Source organism: Aestuariibaculum scopimerae, from assembly GCF_059428085.1.
In genome coordinates this window covers 3338238-3354363 of sequence record NZ_CM182089.1, presented here as the reverse complement: position 1 = coordinate 3354363, position 16126 = coordinate 3338238, and the positions used below count along the sequence as shown (strand labels likewise).

The 16126-nt window shown below is 34.1% G+C and carries 11 protein-coding genes and 1 other RNA gene; 3 read left to right on the top strand and 9 right to left on the bottom strand.

Annotation, left to right across the window (positions count from 1 at the left end):
- Positions 1-54: 54 nt before the first annotated feature.
- An RNA gene (gene ffs, locus AC5SR4_RS14560) (signal recognition particle sRNA small type) lies at positions 55-153 on the bottom strand.
- A gap of 88 nt (positions 154-241) precedes the next feature.
- On the opposite strand from ffs, the gene AC5SR4_RS14555 reads away from it, so the two are divergent.
- Positions 242-1279, top strand: a complete 1038-nt coding sequence (locus AC5SR4_RS14555; protein WP_495357005.1) for a glutaminyl-peptide cyclotransferase — start codon at positions 242-244, stop codon at positions 1277-1279.
- A gap of 107 nt (positions 1280-1386) precedes the next feature.
- On the opposite strand, the gene AC5SR4_RS14550 is transcribed toward AC5SR4_RS14555, so the two are convergent.
- The 3 genes from AC5SR4_RS14550 to AC5SR4_RS14540 form a co-directional block, all read right to left on the bottom strand.
- The gene (locus tag AC5SR4_RS14550; RefSeq protein WP_495357004.1) at positions 1387-2577 is read right to left on the bottom strand and encodes an efflux RND transporter periplasmic adaptor subunit; all 1191 of its coding nucleotides are present in this window, start codon (positions 2575-2577) and stop codon (positions 1387-1389) included.
- A 4-nt stretch (positions 2578-2581) separates the two neighbouring features.
- Entirely contained in the window at positions 2582-6913 is a 4332-nt protein-coding gene (locus tag AC5SR4_RS14545) for a CusA/CzcA family heavy metal efflux RND transporter (RefSeq protein WP_495357003.1), read from the bottom strand.
- A gap of 111 nt (positions 6914-7024) precedes the next feature.
- Positions 7025-7336, bottom strand: a complete 312-nt coding sequence (locus tag AC5SR4_RS14540; protein WP_495357002.1) for a DUF6660 family protein — start codon at positions 7334-7336, stop codon at positions 7025-7027.
- Between the two features lie 644 nt (positions 7337-7980).
- On the opposite strand from AC5SR4_RS14540, the gene AC5SR4_RS14535 reads away from it, so the two are divergent.
- On the top strand, positions 7981-9570 hold the full coding sequence (locus tag AC5SR4_RS14535) for a PAS domain S-box protein (protein WP_495357001.1): 1590 nt from the start codon (positions 7981-7983) through the stop codon (positions 9568-9570).
- Positions 9571-9727: 157 nt separating this feature from the next.
- On the opposite strand, the gene mnmE is transcribed toward AC5SR4_RS14535, so the two are convergent.
- From mnmE to AC5SR4_RS14510, 5 genes are all read right to left on the bottom strand, one after another.
- Positions 9728-11122 carry a tRNA uridine-5-carboxymethylaminomethyl(34) synthesis GTPase MnmE gene (mnmE, locus tag AC5SR4_RS14530; RefSeq protein WP_495357000.1) on the bottom strand — a complete coding sequence of 465 codons (1395 nt, stop codon included), beginning with the start codon at positions 11120-11122 and terminating at the stop codon, positions 9728-9730.
- A gap of 24 nt (positions 11123-11146) precedes the next feature.
- Positions 11147-11980 (bottom strand): CvfB family protein, encoded by an 834-nt coding sequence (locus AC5SR4_RS14525; RefSeq protein WP_495356999.1) that lies wholly within the window; start codon positions 11978-11980, stop codon positions 11147-11149.
- A 70-nt stretch (positions 11981-12050) separates the two neighbouring features.
- Positions 12051-13811: a 2-succinyl-5-enolpyruvyl-6-hydroxy-3-cyclohexene-1-carboxylate synthase gene (gene menD, locus AC5SR4_RS14520; protein ID WP_495356998.1), complete on the bottom strand. Its 1761-nt coding sequence runs from the start codon at positions 13809-13811 to the stop codon at positions 12051-12053.
- Between the two features lie 51 nt (positions 13812-13862).
- Positions 13863-14984, bottom strand: a complete 1122-nt coding sequence (locus AC5SR4_RS14515; protein WP_495356997.1) for a chorismate-binding protein — start codon at positions 14982-14984, stop codon at positions 13863-13865.
- Complete coding sequence (locus tag AC5SR4_RS14510; protein ID WP_495356996.1) at positions 14984-15412, bottom strand: PaaI family thioesterase; 429 nt, start codon at positions 15410-15412, stop codon at positions 14984-14986. Before AC5SR4_RS14510 ends, AC5SR4_RS14515 begins: the two co-directional genes overlap by 1 nt.
- A 112-nt stretch (positions 15413-15524) precedes the next feature.
- Here AC5SR4_RS14510 and AC5SR4_RS14505 point away from each other — a divergent pair, with 112 nt between their 5' ends.
- Positions 15525-16109 (top strand): GNAT family N-acetyltransferase, encoded by a 585-nt coding sequence (locus AC5SR4_RS14505; protein WP_495356995.1) that lies wholly within the window; start codon positions 15525-15527, stop codon positions 16107-16109.
- Positions 16110-16126: the final 17 nt, after the last annotated feature.

Sequence of the window (16126 nt, the reverse complement as noted above, 5' to 3'; positions counted from 1 at the left end):
TGAATTTGAGAATCGTAGAAAAAACATGCCTTTTATTTGCCTATAGGGTACAAAAAAAGGCAAGCTACCTACATCACACCGCTACAACCGTTTACCTTTGCTGCGTTCCCGCCCTGGAGGATTCAACAGGAGCTGGTTGTGTAGGACTTGCCAAGTGCAAAGATACGATCTTTTAAAATTTTCACAATGATTTTTTAAACTGATTTTTAATAAATATCTTGCTTGAAATTTAGTTTTACTCATGAAAATAATTAATTACTTAACAATCATATTCTTAAGTACTCTTATAAGTACGTGTGGTTCCAATAATGGCCAAAATAAAAAAGGCTTTTCAATAAACACAAATGCAAAAAAAGGGGATATTTCAAGTAATGAAACGCTCTTGCTCTCTATGGAAAATAAAAAAGGTTACAACATAGATTCTGTAACCTACAAAATAGACGGGCTTAAAATTGGTAAAAGCATACCGTTACAAGATTTTAAATTAGGCAAACAAACCATAGAAGCAACGGTATATTTTAATAACGAAAAACAAGTTGTTACTACATCCATAACTATTTTAAACAATGAGTCTCCCAAAATTTATTCTTACAATATTATTAATAAGTACCCGCACGATATTACATCGTACACACAAGGTTTAGAGTTTCACGATGGAAATTTATATGAAAGCACAGGGCAATACAAAGAATCTAAATTACGAATGCTAAACTATAAAACGGGTGAAGTAGTTAAAAACATAAACTTAGCTGATGAATATTTTGGTGAGGGTCTTACTATTATCAATAATACTATTTATCAACTTACTTGGAAGTCTGGAACCGGCTTTACTTATAATGTTGATACATTTGAAAGAACAGGAAGCTTTAAATATGAAAACAGTAAAGAAGGCTGGGGATTATGCAACAACAATGAAGCCATTTATAAAAGTGATGGTACTGAAAAAATATGGCTACTAAACACCAAAACCCTTGAAGAAGAAAGCTTTATACAAGTATATACCAATAAAGGCAAAATAATTGGCATTAATGAAATGGAATGGGTTAATGGATATATTTATGCCAATAGGTATCAAAAAGACGGTGTTGCTATTATTAACCCCAAAAATGGCGCTGTAGTTGGTGTGATAGATTTTTCGCCACTTAAAAAATTAGTTACACAACATGAAGGCTTAGATGTTCTAAACGGTATTGCCTACAACCCAGAAACAAAAACATTGTTTGTAACCGGTAAGCGGTGGGATAAATTATTTGAAGTGGAAATTGTTGAAAAACAATAAGTAGATCACTCCCCTATAGGCGAATAGGCTACTCACCTCTCGACGAGTAGGGTACTCACCTAGTGGTAAGTACCCTACTTCTCGAGCGAGTAGTAGGCTTGTTAGCACTAATGCACGTGCTCTGCCTCTCCTTTTTTCATTTCAGCAATTAAATAATAAGCATTATTATAAGCAAATTTAGGATTGCCATTTAATGTCTCAACAAATTTTATGGCAACCCAATTATCATCTTTTTCTCCTAAGAACACTTCTACTGGTCTAAAATTCCAATCTTCATCCTTTTGTTCAGCTAAAAAAACATAAAATTTGTTTCCATCCTTTATTATAGCACTTTCGGGCAGCGCATTAACTTTCGTGTTTTCAATTTGTATTCTACCTTGAATGTACATTCCAGGAATTAAACTTCCTTTTTTGTTCTCTATTTCGGCATGTACATGCACTGCTTTGGGATTGTCTTCAAAAGTTTTCCCCACAGAATAAATTACTGCAGTAAGTTCTTTTCCCGGTATGGATTGAACATTAAAAGTTACTTTTTGATCCTTTTTTACTTTATAAACATCTTTTTCAAACACCATTAAATCAGCATGAACGTGATGTGTATTTACAATTGCAAACAATTCGGTTTGTGGTTCAACATACTGTCCTGTTTTCACTTTTACCTTTTGCACATAACCTTCTATGGGGCTGCGTAATGCAGTCTGTTGAGCAATAGTGCCATTACGAACCGAGGCCGTATTGATATTCAATATTTTTAATTGAGCAGCCAGACCATTTGCCAAAGCTATTGATGCGTTATACGCTGCTTCTGCCTTTTGAAAATTGGCACCAGACCCCACACCTGCATCATACAATTTATTCTGACGCTCAAAATTCTTTTTTAAAAACTCACTGTTGCTGTAAGCATTTAAATAATCTGTTTGTAAGGCTATGATGTTTGGATGGGATAGATAAGCTACCACTTGTCCCTTATCCACCTTGTCCCCTTCTATAACGTTAATAGATGTTACATTGGCTCCCACCATTGTTGTAATGGAAGCTTCATTTTGCGGCGGTACTTCTAAAGTACCATTGGCTTTAACATAACCACTCATCTGTCGTTGAGAAAGTGTATCAATATGCATTTTTAAAGCTTCAAACTGTTGCTTTGTAAGTGTTACTTGTCCTGTTTTATGTTGTTCCTTACCTTGATTTGTTTGGTTAGCTTCACCATGAGAATGTGAGTGCCCATCTTTATTGCCACAAGCAGCTAAGAATAAAGTAATGACTATGAGTAAATATTTATATATGGTATGTTTCATTGTATTATAAATTAAAATATTGTAGTTGAAATGCACTTTCTAAATAGTTAATTAATGCGCTTTGGGCATCCAATTCTATTTGCACTGCTTCTTTTACCAATTGCGTAAATGTCGAGTAATCTATTTCACCTTCTTTGTACGCTAAAAGGGCCCCGGATTTTTGGTTCTTCGTTAATGGCAATGCTTGATTTTTGTAAAATTCCCACGTAGTTTTCCATTTTAAGTAATGCTCTTTTGCTTGAATAAACCTAGATTGCATCTCTTGTTTTTTGAATTGCAAATTACTTATTGCTATTTCTTTATCAATTTTTGCCGATTTAATTCGAGCGTTATTTGTGCCAGATAAAAAAGGAATAGATATCCCTGCCTGATAGCTATAATACCCTGATTCTCCGTTCACTTTTTGCAACCCTCCTTGAATATTGAATTTTGGTAAGTTATTAGCTTTAGCTGCTTTATATTCTGCTTCTGCTAAGCGAACTTGATTATCAGAAATTGTAACAGCTGGGTGTTCATTTAATGAAATTGGTTCCATTTTAAATAACGTTATGGCATCAAACACATCAACAACCGTATAGGTTTTATCAACAAACAACCAAAGGTTTAGCTGTTGTATGGCTATTCTATAATCTCTGTAGGCTTGCGCTTTTTTGTTCTGAATTTGAAACACTTGGCTTGTAGCTGCCGAATACTCCAGTTTTGAAATGGCTTCCACTTCGAAATTTAAAGCTACGGCCCGCTCAAAGTTACCATAGATTGAATCCAATTCACTGTATAACTGATAATTTCTTTTGGCCTGATAACATCTTGCCCAAGCTTTTTTTACTTCCAATTCTAATTCCAATTCAGATAATTGTAGTGCTTTTTGAGACAATTGAATGCGTTGCTCCTGCAGTTTTCTTTTTGCTCCAATTCCAAATAAGTCGATATTAGACTGACCGACACCAATTGTGGTGTAAATGGCGTTTTCTTCATTGATTTCCTCACCGCCAGTAAATAACCGTGTGAAACCAAAATCATAGGCTGTAGCCATTAAGTTTTCCTGTTTGTTAACTTCCAATTGCTTTTGTCTTAACAGCGGATAATTACTCTTAGATACTTTAACTGCTTCATCCAGAGTTATTTTTGGCAAGGTATCTAATACTGATTGAGCACTTGTTTTTGACGGAAAAGCAACTGTTAAGAATCCAATAACTAGCGTAACAGCCAACTTTTTATTAAACTTAAATGATTTACTTTCTACCCAATGGTACAAAATAGGTAATATAAATAAGGTTAGCAATGTGGCTGTTAATAAGCCCCCTATAACAACGGTTGCCAATGGACGCTGTACTTCTGCCCCAGCCGATGCCGAAACAGCCATTGGCAAAAAGCCCAACACATCTGTTAAAGCCGTTAGCATAATAGGTCTTATTCTTCGTTTTGTACCTTCCAAAATTCTATCTTTTAAATTGGTTATACCTTCTTCTTTTAGTTCGTTTAATCCACTAACCATTACCAGACCATTTAATACCGCAACACCAAATAAGACAATAAAACCTACACCTGCAGAAATACTAAAAGGCATATCCCGTAACCATAATGCTATAACGCCTCCAATGGTTGCCATTGGAATAGCAATGTATATCATTAAGGTTTGCGGTATAGATTTTAATGCGAAATAGATTAAAACAAATATGAGTAATAATGCAATAGGTACTACGGTTTTTAAACGATTGCTGGCACGTTCTAAATTTTCAAATGCACCACCGTAACGAATAAAATAACCTGAAGGTAATTTAAGATTAGTATCTAACTTCGATTTTATTTCTGTTACCAACGACTTTACATCGCGGCCTCTTACATTAATACCCACATAGGTTCTTCTATTGGTATTGTCCCTGCTTATCTGCATAGGGCCCGCCTTGTAACTAACATCGGCAACTTCACGCAAAGGAATTTGAACTCCAGAGGGCAGGTTTATAAATAAATTTTTGATGTCTGAAATATCTTTTCGGTTTGCTTCATCTAAGCGTACAACTAAATCAAAACGTTTCTCGCCTTCAAAAATAACCCCTGCAGTACCACCAGCAAATGCCGATTGCACAATTTTATTTAAAGCTTTAATATGGAGGCCATATTGCGCTAATTTACTTCTGTTATAAGCTATTGTCATTTGAGGTAAGCCTGTTGTGGCTTCTGCTTTCATATCGCCTATCCCATTTGTGCCTGCAATAATCTGAGTTATTTCTTCTGCTTTTTGCGATAGTATATCAATGTCTTCACCATACAATTTAATGGCAATATCTTCCCGCACACCTTCAAGTAATTCATTAAAACGCATTTCTATAGGTTGCGTAAATTCATAATTAACTCCAGGTATGATGTTAACAGTCTGTTTTATTGCCTCAATGAGCTCATCTTTTGTTTCAGCAGAGGTCCATTCATCTTTAGGTTTAAGAATTACAAATACATCTGCTAAATCCATGGGCATAGGGTCTGTAGGGATCTCTGCCACACCAATACGACTTACAACTTTTACCACTTCTGGAAATTTGGCTTTTATTAGTCTTTCTATTTTAGTGGTCGTTTCAATGGTCTCGGTAAGAGAGCTACCCGGCTTTAAAATAGCGTGAAAAGCAATATCGCCTTCATCAAGTTGTGGAATAAACTCACCTCCCATTCTTGAAAAAATAAGAACGGCCATTCCAAATAGCACAATAGCAATACCTACTATTAATCTCCCCTTTTTTAGAGCTTTCTCCAGTAAATAGTAATACTTACGCTCTACCCCATGCACAAATTTATCGCCATAGGACTGTTTTTCAGATTCGGGAGCCTTTAATATCCAGGCAGACATCATAGGTACATAAGTAAGGCAAAGCACCATAACACCAATCATTGCAAAGATAAAAGTCAAGGCCATGGGTTTGAACATTTTCCCCTCAATGCCCTGCAATGCCAAAATAGGAAGGAAAACAATTAGTATAATTAATTGACCAAAAAAGGCGGCATTCATCATTTTCTTTGAGGCATTTGAAGTCAAATCATTCCGTTCCTTGGTTGTTAATTGCTTTTTCCTTTTCAATACTTGGGAGGTTAATAGAAACACTGTGCTTTCTACAATAATTACAGCGCCATCTACTATAATACCAAAATCAATAGCTCCCAAACTCATAAGGTTAGCCCAAACACCAAATGCATTCATAAGAATAAATGCAAATAACAAGGATAACGGAATAGTAGAAGCTACTATTAATCCCCCACGCCAATTCCCCAATAGGAAGATAAGAACAAAAACAACTATTAATGCACCTTCAATTAGGTTTGTAGTAATAGTAGATGTTGTCTTACCAATTAATTTACTACGATCTAATAAAGGCTCTATAACAACACCTTTTGGTAATGATTTTTGAATTTGTGCCATTCGTTGCTTAACATGCTCTATTACAGCATTAGAATTGGCTCCCTTTAGCATCATTACCAATCCACCAACAACTTCACCTTCTCCATCTTGCGTTAAAGCACCATACCTAATGGCCGAACCATAGCTTACTGTAGCAATATCATCAATAGTGATAGGAATGTTGTTTGTGTTTTCAATGGCAATCTTTTTGATGTCTTCCAAACTACGTGCTAAACCCTCTCCTCTAATAAAATTGGCTTGATGATTTTTTTCTATATAAGCCCCTCCTGTATTTTGGTTATTGGCTTCAAGTGCTTCAAATACATCAGTAATAGTCAATCCTATGGCCTTGAGTTCGTTTGGATCGACAGCAACTTCATATTGCTTAATTTTTCCACCAATAGCATTAACTTCAACAACACCCTTTACCATAGCCATTTGGCGCTGTATAATCCAATCTTGCATAGTCCGCAAATCGGTTATAGAATATTGATTTTGATATTCCTTTTCTACTTTTAAGGTGTATTGGTAAATTTCTCCTAACCCAGTAGAAATGGGCCCCATGGAAGGGTCTCCAAAACCATCTGGAATTTGGTCTCTTACTTTGTTGAGTTTTTCTGCAACTAATTGACGAGGCAGATAGGTTCCTATAGCATCATCAAAAACAATTGTTACAACTGATAATCCAAAACGTGAAATAGAACGGATTTCTTTAACATGTGGCAGGTTGCTCATAGCCACCTCTACTGGGTAAGTGATAATTTGCTCAATATCCTCTGTGCCCAAATTTGGAGATTGTGTAATTACCTGTACTTGATTATTGGTTATGTCTGGAACAGCATCAATAGGAACTTTTGTCATGCTCCAAATACCAGTCCCTATAATGGTGAGCGTTAGTAAACCAATAATGAATTTATTATTAATTGAAAAATCAATGATTTTATTAATCATAGAAAATATATTAATTCAGTTAAACTTCTTGATCCTCTTCTCATTTAAGAAATAGAATCAATCGAAATGTATAAGATTAGAATTGGATATGGCTATCCTTTAAAAACTGAATTATACTCTGGGTGGTTGTAAAATAGAAGCACTAAATTTTTTCTCTGATCTGTATAAATAGAAAAAATCTTGAGCTGAAATATAGCTTACAGTATGACTTGCATTACTTATTTTGAAATGCGCTACGTTAATGTGGCAGCATTGACAAAAACAAAAAGGTGAACACAAACTTGAATCTTGGTGTTGGTGTTTATCGTCGGTAGTTTTTGAAATTTCTGTTTTAGCATCATCATCAAACATCACAGTATCTTCACAAGGCATTATGTTAAGTGCTAATATATATACTGCTAATATGGTTGCTAAAAATTTCATTACAGCAAATATATAAATTATTTAATGTGGTATAAAAATTCTTAAATCTATTTTCCTGATGCAATATTTGAAGTTTACTGTTTTTAAAGGACTTTACACAATATGGGGCAACAAAATGACAACAGATATTAGTAAAAATCAGTAAATACAGAAAAAATAAAAAGTTATATGCTTAATCAATTAGTTAAGGTTTTTTGTTTTTTTATTTAGTCCATTTTAAAGATAAAAAACTCAAATATAAAATGTACTTGAACCCGGTTTAGTAGAGCGAACAGAAAAAATGTCGAACCTTTTAGTATTAGAATTAGAAAAATTTGATGCTTTTTTGTTTTTATGGTAATTTTTGATGAAATTAATCTCTTCATTTTCAAACCTGACATTCATCATAGTTTATTTTTGATATATACTTAAACTTTGTTAGGATAAACTCTTTTCTTATGGAAAATCTACGGTTTCAAACACATTTGAATATTGGTCTTACCATACTATTGCTTTTTACTTTCTTGTTAGGTATACTAGCTTTTTTCCAATTAAATAATACAAATAGGGGCATTGAAGAAATGTATACGCATTCTTTAACCGTAAGTAACCATAGAAAACATATTACTAAAGTATTTAAAATATTCAGTTAAAAGCTACCCATTATGAATACAGAAGATAAAACAATAGAGCAACTTTTAGCTGAGATTGAAATTCTTAAACAAAAGGTAATAAAATTCGAGAAACTAAATGAATCTATTATTGAAACGGCTACCGATGCTATAATTACTATTGATAATTATGGTTTTATTTTATCATGGAATTTGGCGGCAAAAAACATTTTTGGATATAATTCTAATGAAATACTAAACAAAAGTATCCTTGAGATTATAACAAGTAATAATATTGATTCAGAAAATGAAGCACATTTACAGCGATTTTTAAATATAGGATTAAATAGAAGGCTTGGACAAACAATTGAATTATTAGCACAAAAAAAAGATGGAACAGAATTTCCCGTCGAGCTTTCTATATCAAAATGGGAATTTGAAGAAAATAGCTATTTTACAGGAATTTTTAGAGATATAACAGAGCGAAAACAAAAAGATTTTTTATTACAAAAATTGCATTCGGCAATTAAAAACTCTACCGAAATCGTATTAATGACCGATCCTGAGGGGATTATTACTTTTGTTAATCCGCAATTTACTAAAATGTATGGCTACGAGGCTTATGAAGTTGTGGGGAAACATACCCCAAGAATTCTTAAAGCAAAAGAAAACAAGGAACGTTTTGAACAATTATGGAAAGCAATTTTAAACAAGAAAAGTGTTGAACTGTCCCATTATCAAAACAAAAAAAAGGATGGTAGTCTTTTAGATGTAGAAAGTTTTATAGACCCTATTTTAAATGATAAAGGAGACATTATAGGGTTTTTAGGTATTCAGCATGTTATAACAGAGCGTATTACTTATGTTTCTAAATTAGAGTCTGCTCTAAAAAAGGCTGAAGAATCTGATAGATTAAAATCTGAATTTTTAGCGACCATGTCTCACGAATTAAGAACACCTCTTAATTCTATTATAGGTTTGTCAAGCTTAATAGATAAAGACACAGAGATAGATGATGTTGTTGAATACAATAAAATCATTAACAGTAGTGGAGAAAATTTGCTTAAATTAATTGAAGACCTTTTTGATATGTCCCTTATTCAATCCGAGCAAGTTAAAGTCGTTAAAAAATATATTGATTTGTATGATTTTCTGAATGAAATTCATGATTTAATGAAAATTCATCAGGAAAGAGTTAATAAAAATCATCTAGATTTTAATTTATTAATTCCATCAAATTATAAGACCGTTGTTGTTAAGGTAGATGTTCTTAAACTAAAACACGTTTTATTAAATCTATTAAAAAATGCTTTTAAGTTTACTGAAGAAGGGTTCATTAATTATGGGTTTAATCTTTGTAATAAAGGTGATAAAACTTATATAAAGTTTTATGTAACTGATACAGGAATAGGAATTAATAAAAACCATCAAGAAGTAATTTTTGAGGCTTTCAGGCAAGTAAACGGGGCATTTAATAGAAAGTATGAAGGTTCAGGTATAGGTTTAACCATTACAAAAAAATTAATAAATCTTCTAGGCGGCAATATTTGGTTAGAATCTATTGAAGGAAAAGGAAGTTCGTTCTTTTTTTCATTACCAGCAGAGAATATTAAAGATATTGAAATTAATGAATATATAACGTAATTGATTAAAAAGTAAAATAAAAAGCAACAAAAATTCCTTTAGAGCAGCATATTAGCAACATATTTAGGTAATAAAACACAAAAAGGCAACAAATAAAAGAAGATAAAAATCTATAATATCAATAAAAACAGATACTTATAAAGTAAAAGAAGGATAATTACTTCCCGATGCAAAAATTAGCAAAAATATTACCCAGTAAGTCATCATTAGTAATCTCACCTGTAATTTCACCAAAGTAATAAAGTGCTTGTCTTATATCTATGGCCAACAGGTCTCCCGAAAGCCCTGAATCTAAACCATACTTTACTTTTTTAATTTCTTCTAAAGCTTTTAATAAAGAATCGTAATGTCTTGTATTTGTGATTATTGTGTCATTGTTTTTTAAAGCGCCTGTGTTTACAAAACTTAACAATTTATCCGTTAAGGATTCAACTCCCAAGCCCGTTTTAGCTGATAATAAGTGAAGGTTGGTTATTTGAGATTCAAGCCTAGAAGTTTCTTGTTTTGATAGTTTATCTATTTTGTTGGCGATTACTACCAAGGGTTTTTGCGGATACTTGTTCTTGATCTTTTCTATTTCAACCTTAAAGGCATTAATAGCAGCGTCATTTTTCAAATTGGTCCCATCAGAAAGAAATACAACCACCTGAGCTTGATCTATCTTTTCAAAGGTCTTTTTAATACCAATGCTCTCTACCACATCCTGGGTTTCTCGAATTCCTGCGGTATCTATAAAACGAAAGCCAATACCTCCTATGGAGATTTCATCTTCTATGGTATCTCTGGTAGTCCCCGCAATCTCAGAAACAATAGCACGTTCTTCATTTAACAGTGCATTTAAAAGAGTAGATTTACCTACATTGGGCTCTCCTACAATTGCTACAGGTATACCATTCTTGATAACATTACCAACAGCAAACGAATCTATCAGACGTTTTAAGACAAAGCTTATACGTTCTAATAAAGCATTGAATTGAGACCTATCGGCAAATTCCACGTCTTCTTCAGCAAAATCCAACTCAAGCTCTATTAAAGAGGCAAAGTTTAATAATTCCTCTTTTAGTTTTGCTATTTCTGAAGAAAAGCCACCACGCATTTGCTGCATAGCTATTTGGTGTGAAGCTTCATTATCACTTGCTATTAAATCGGCAACAGCTTCCGCTTGGCTTAAATCTAGCTTACCGTTTAAAAAAGCACGCAGTGTAAACTCACCTGGCGAGGCCATACGACAGCCATTTCTAAGAAATAATTGAATGATTTCCTGCTGAATATAATTTGAGCCATGACAAGAAATCTCAACAACATCGTCCCCTGTATAGGAATTGGGGTTTTTAAATAGAGAGACCAAAACTTCATCAATGGTCTTTACACCATCTACAATATGTCCTAAATGAATGGTATGGGTCTTTTGCTTTGATAGCGACTTTCCCGAAATAGATTTGAATTGCTTTTCGGCCAATGAAATGGCATCTGGACCAGATAAGCGAACAATAGCAATGGCCCCCGCTCCAGAGGGTGTTGCTAAAGCTACTATGGTATCCTGATAAATCATAAGGCTAAAATAGGAAATGCTACATTACTCTACCAAATAAATACCATCGGGTTTAATATCTATTTGACGTTGTTTATATAAAGTACCAATGGCTTTTTTAAAATTTTTCTTGCTCATTTGCAATGCCACTTTAATTGCTTCAGGATTTGACTTGTCCGTAAGGCTTAAATAACCGCTATTATCATTTAGTTCTTGTAGAATGCGTTCAGCATTGGGCTCTATGTTTCTATAACCTATTTGGCCCAATACAATATCTAATTTGTTTCCTGGACGTATTTTTTTTACAATGCCCTTTAGCTTATCACCTACGCTCAAATCGGTGAAAATATGGTCATTATATATCAAACCTAGGTGGGTTTTATTTACTATAACGTTCATTCCAATGTCGGATGGGTGGGACACTATTAAATCGACTTCATCAAATTGTTTAACGGTGAGTTCTTTATTACTTAAAAACCGATTTGTTTTGCTGGATGCTACTAACCTATCTGTTTTTTCATCTAAATAACAATACACTAAATACCATCCTTTAGGCTTCATCTTAAATGCCTGTTCTTTAAACGGACAAAATAGTTCCTTTACCAACCCCCAATCTAAAAACGCACCATATTCCGTAACGGCGTTGCATCGTAATAGTGCAAAATCATTAAGCATAACATATGGCATATCAGTAGTAGCTACGGGGCGTTCTTCATTGTCTAGATAAACAAATACATCTATTTTGTCCCATATCTTAAATGTTTCTGGCACATATCTGTTTGGCAATAAAACTTCATTGTTTTCAGCATCTACCAAATACACTCCATGATCTGTTTCACGCAGTATTTCTAATGTATTAACTTGACCTATGTTTATCATGCAACAAAGGTAATAATATTAACAGGTATAACCACTAACACCTAAAAAATTAAATGCTTTCGGCTTATTTCTATTTTAGATATTCGAAGTAATTTAAAAGTACCTCGTCATTTAACTCCCTAGGAGTGAATATTTCCAATAATTTAGGCTGGGTGCTGTCATCATAGAACGATTTTAATGCCATATTCAATCCCGATTTTGTTGATACCTGCTTATATGCAAAATTGTACATGACACTTAAATGTTTGGCCGTTAATTGATGATTGGTTTCAAAATAGGTGTCAAAGTTTTCGGTGTTCTTATGCCCTGGAAGAATTCTAAAAATACCCCCACCCCCATTGTTAACAACAATAATTCTAAAACTGTTAGGTATGTAATTATTCCACAAAGCATTGCTATCATATAAAAAGCTTAAATCGCCCGTAATAAAAACTGTTCGTTTACTAGCTACAGCAGCACAACCTAAAGCTGTGGAAGTACTGCCATCTATGCCACTTGTACCACGATTGCAAAAAACATCTAGTGTTTTGTTTAAATGGAATAATTGCGTGTATCGAATGGCAGAGCTGTTTCCAACCTGCAAAATATAGTTATTGGGTATGGCCTTTAAAAGTTTATCGAACACCAATAAGTCACTAAATGGTATCTGGTCTAGATATTGTGCGTGTTTTTTTAAACGCTTTTGTTTAATGGCTGCCCAATGTGCACTATAATTACTTTTTACATAATGTGTTATCTTAGGTAAAAAGATTTCAAAAAATGCATCGGGAGTCGTTTCAATGTGATTGTTTAAGCAAAAAAAAGTATCATTGGCCTCTTTCTCATCAATATGCCAATGGTGTTTGGGTTGGTGCTTTCTTAACAGCGCCTTAATTTTTTTAGATACAATTAAACCTCCAAATGTCACTAGAATATCCGGTTGTAATTGTTTTTGCTCTTCTTCAGTTAAAGGTGCTATAATTTGGTCTATACTTGGGAAAAAGCTACTGTGGTGCAGATTTGAAGTGGTTTCGGTAAATACAATAACACTATCGTCTTGGGCTAAATCTTCTAACCATTTTTTTTGTAACTGGTCGGGCTGGTTTACGCCTACCAATACCATTTTCTTGGAAGCCGAATTCCAATCTTCCAAACATTCCTGGATAATATAGCTTTCTATGGCTTTAGGTTTAGTACTAACTTCGGTTGCTTTTGGAGAAACACTTAACTTATCAACTGTTAGGTACAAGGGTTCATCAAAAGGAATATTGATATGTACAGGGCCTTTCTTTAAAACAGAAAAGTTAATAGCCGTATCTATTTCTTCCTCATTAAAGGTTTGAATATCTTTTTGTAACCCCAGAAAGCGTTCCAACTTATCCTCAATATTCTTAATTATGGGCAATTCTTCATTGCCAGGTACATTCTTCTCATCTTTTAGATCTAATTTAAGATTGGCTGAATATAAAATATGGTTCTCAAACACGTTTTTTTGATTGATGGTTTGTCCATCTCCAATACCTATTAAGTGCTTTGGTCGATCTGCCGATAGTACTATCAAAGGAATATTGCTGTAGTAAGCTTCAGAAATAGCAGGATAGTAGTTTAACAGCGCACTACCCGACGTACAAACAACTGCGGTAGCTTTTTGTGTTTGTTGGGCAATTCCTAAAGCAAAAAAGGCAGCACAACGCTCATCTACAATACTATAACACTTAAAATATGAATCGTTTGTAAAGCCTATTGTTAAAGGTGCATTTCTACTGCCTGGCGAAACAACAATGTGTTTGATTCCTTTAGATTTACAAAGTTGCACAACGGTTTGTGCAAGTGGGATTTTTGGGTAAATCATATGTTCTTAATCTATGTGTAAAAGTAATAAATAGCTTGGTAATTATACTAACTACAATGCATTTTTAATAACCAAGGATTTTGAAACGGTTTCTTGCCATTCTCTTTCGGCATTAGAATTGGCCGTTATACCTCCACCCACGTACACAATAGCAGTACTGTTAACCATCTGCATGCACCTTAGATTAACATATAATTGAGTACTGCTCTTATTTATAGCATAGGCCCTATTTTCAATATTTCGCTTACCCAATCTAACGGCATTGGTGGTTTTTAAATTCAACTCACCTAAAAAGCCTGTGTAAAAAGAACGGTTATAAGGTTCATTTTTTAAAATGAATTGCTTCGCTTTCAGCTTCGGGAAACCACAGACAGCTGGTGTAGGGTGCAATGCTTCTAAAACCTCCTTAAGTACTACATTGGGTTTAAGACGAGCCGAAATTATTGTTTTTAAATGCAGTAAATTACCGGCCTTTACAGTTTCTGTATCAGAAATCCGCAAGCGCTCTGCCGTAGGTTGTAAATTATCAACAATAAAATCTGTAACAAACTTTTGTTCTTGTATTTCCTTGTCATGCCAAACAACATCCAACGTACCATTGTAGTCTTGTGTTCCTGCCAACGCCATTATTGAAAATTGTTGCCCATCAATCTTTATAAGTGTTTCTGGTGTAGCTCCTAACCACAACCCCACTTGAGGATGATACCAACAATATACAAAGGCAGAAATATATTGGTTTAGCAGAGATTTAAAAATAGTTATAGGATTGGAATCAGTCATTGGAACACGCTCTTCACGCGATAACACAACTTTTTTAAATTCACCTCTATTTACGGCCTCAATGCCCCTGTTTACAAGTTCTATATGTTGCTGTTTCGCACCTTTGTTGTTTTCTATATCTAACGGTTTAGTCCCAAAACGAATAGGCGTATCAATTTTAAAATCAAAACTAAAAGTTTCTGAATTCCCAAATGGTATTAAAACAGTATCTAGAGCATCGTCAAATGGAGAAAACACAAACCCCTTTTCGGTAAAAGTCTTTGCTACGTGAAGCATGTTATCTTGTTGAAGCAAAGCATTTATTTTAACCGCATTGGGCTTTCTATAAATTACAAAAGGTAAATGGGAATGATACTGGGTTTCAATACGTTTAAAAAAATCTTTTGAAGTCATCAACTAACTTTTTTTGGCAACGAAATAGTGGTTAGTTTACAAACCGATATTAAATTGTCAGCGTCGTCCGTTACTCTAATATCCAGTAATTGAGTTGTCTTTCCTTTATGGATAAATGTGGCCCTGGCATATATATACCCAGACTTTATACTTTTCAAATGGTTTGCCGTAATTTCTATGCCCCTTACAAAAAACTTCTCGGCATCAATAAAAATTACTGACGCAAAGCTACCTACACTTTCGGCCAATGCTGCAGTAGCACCTCCATGCAATACCCCATCAGGTTGATGAACCCTAGAATTTACAGGCATTTTAGCTACTAAAAAATCTTCACCATAATCTACAACCTCTATTTGCAAGGTTTCCATTAAGGTGTTCTTGCAAGCAGCATTTGCATTCGCTATAATAGTTTCTTTAGTTAATGGCATAAAATATCGTATTTTTAATCGCGGCTGTAAAAGTACAAAATGACAGATGAATGAAAATAAAAATTAACCTAAAATTACCACCAGTTTCCTGTTTTTACAGGAAAGTATTACTATGAAAGCGCCAACCTTAGAAAACCACCGTGTAAAATTATCTTTATTGGATTTAAGTAATTATAAACACTTAAGCGATATTTCGAAACAGCCTAACTTAGTGCAATATTCTCCCAGCAAGATTGACACTGCAGATGATTTAAAAACCTATGTGCAAATGGCTGTTGATGATTATTATCATAAAACAGCCCTACCTTTTATTGTATTCGATAAGCTAAACAATGCCTATGCCGGTTGCACCCGTTTTGGGTTTATTAATTGGCACCATAAGGTTATGCATATCGGTTGGACGTGGATAGGTACCCAATTTCAAGGAACTGGGTTGAATTTACATATGAAATTTTTAATGCTTCAATATGCTTTTGAAACCCTAGTATTTGACAAAGTTGAATTTAGGGTTGATGAGCGCAATATTAAATCTAGAAAAGCGGTTGAAAAACTGGGAGCTAAACTTGAAGGTATTTTGCGAAAAGACATCTTGATGCTTGATGGATTTAAAAGAAGCTCTTGCTGCTATGGGATTTTAAAAGAAGAGTGGCCTAATATTAAGGCCACCTTGTCTAAAAAGTTAAGTATGCTAAGTTAAAGCATTTTTGCAAAAAT

Excerpts from the sequence above, each read along its gene's own strand:
- AC5SR4_RS14555 (WP_495357005.1), top strand. The coding sequence starts at position 242 with ATGAAAATAATTAATTACTTAACAATCATATTCTTAAGTACTCTTATA.
- AC5SR4_RS14550 (WP_495357004.1), bottom strand. The coding sequence starts at position 2,577 with ATGAAACATACCATATATAAATATTTACTCATAGTCATTACTTTATTC.
- AC5SR4_RS14505 (WP_495356995.1), top strand. The coding sequence starts at position 15,525 with ATGAAAGCGCCAACCTTAGAAAACCACCGTGTAAAATTATCTTTATTG.
- AC5SR4_RS14545 (WP_495357003.1), bottom strand. The coding sequence starts at position 6,913 with ATGATTAATAAAATCATTGATTTTTCAATTAATAATAAATTCATTATT.
- AC5SR4_RS14515 (WP_495356997.1), bottom strand. The coding sequence starts at position 14,984 with ATGACTTCAAAAGATTTTTTTAAACGTATTGAAACCCAGTATCATTCC.
- menD (WP_495356998.1), bottom strand. The coding sequence starts at position 13,811 with ATGATTTACCCAAAAATCCCACTTGCACAAACCGTTGTGCAACTTTGT.
- AC5SR4_RS14525 (WP_495356999.1), bottom strand. The coding sequence starts at position 11,980 with ATGATAAACATAGGTCAAGTTAATACATTAGAAATACTGCGTGAAACA.
- mnmE (WP_495357000.1), bottom strand. The coding sequence starts at position 11,122 with ATGATTTATCAGGATACCATAGTAGCTTTAGCAACACCCTCTGGAGCG.
- AC5SR4_RS14535 (WP_495357001.1), top strand. The coding sequence starts at position 7,981 with ATGAATACAGAAGATAAAACAATAGAGCAACTTTTAGCTGAGATTGAA.
- AC5SR4_RS14510 (WP_495356996.1), bottom strand. The coding sequence starts at position 15,412 with ATGCCATTAACTAAAGAAACTATTATAGCGAATGCAAATGCTGCTTGC.
- AC5SR4_RS14540 (WP_495357002.1), bottom strand. The coding sequence starts at position 7,336 with ATGAAATTTTTAGCAACCATATTAGCAGTATATATATTAGCACTTAAC.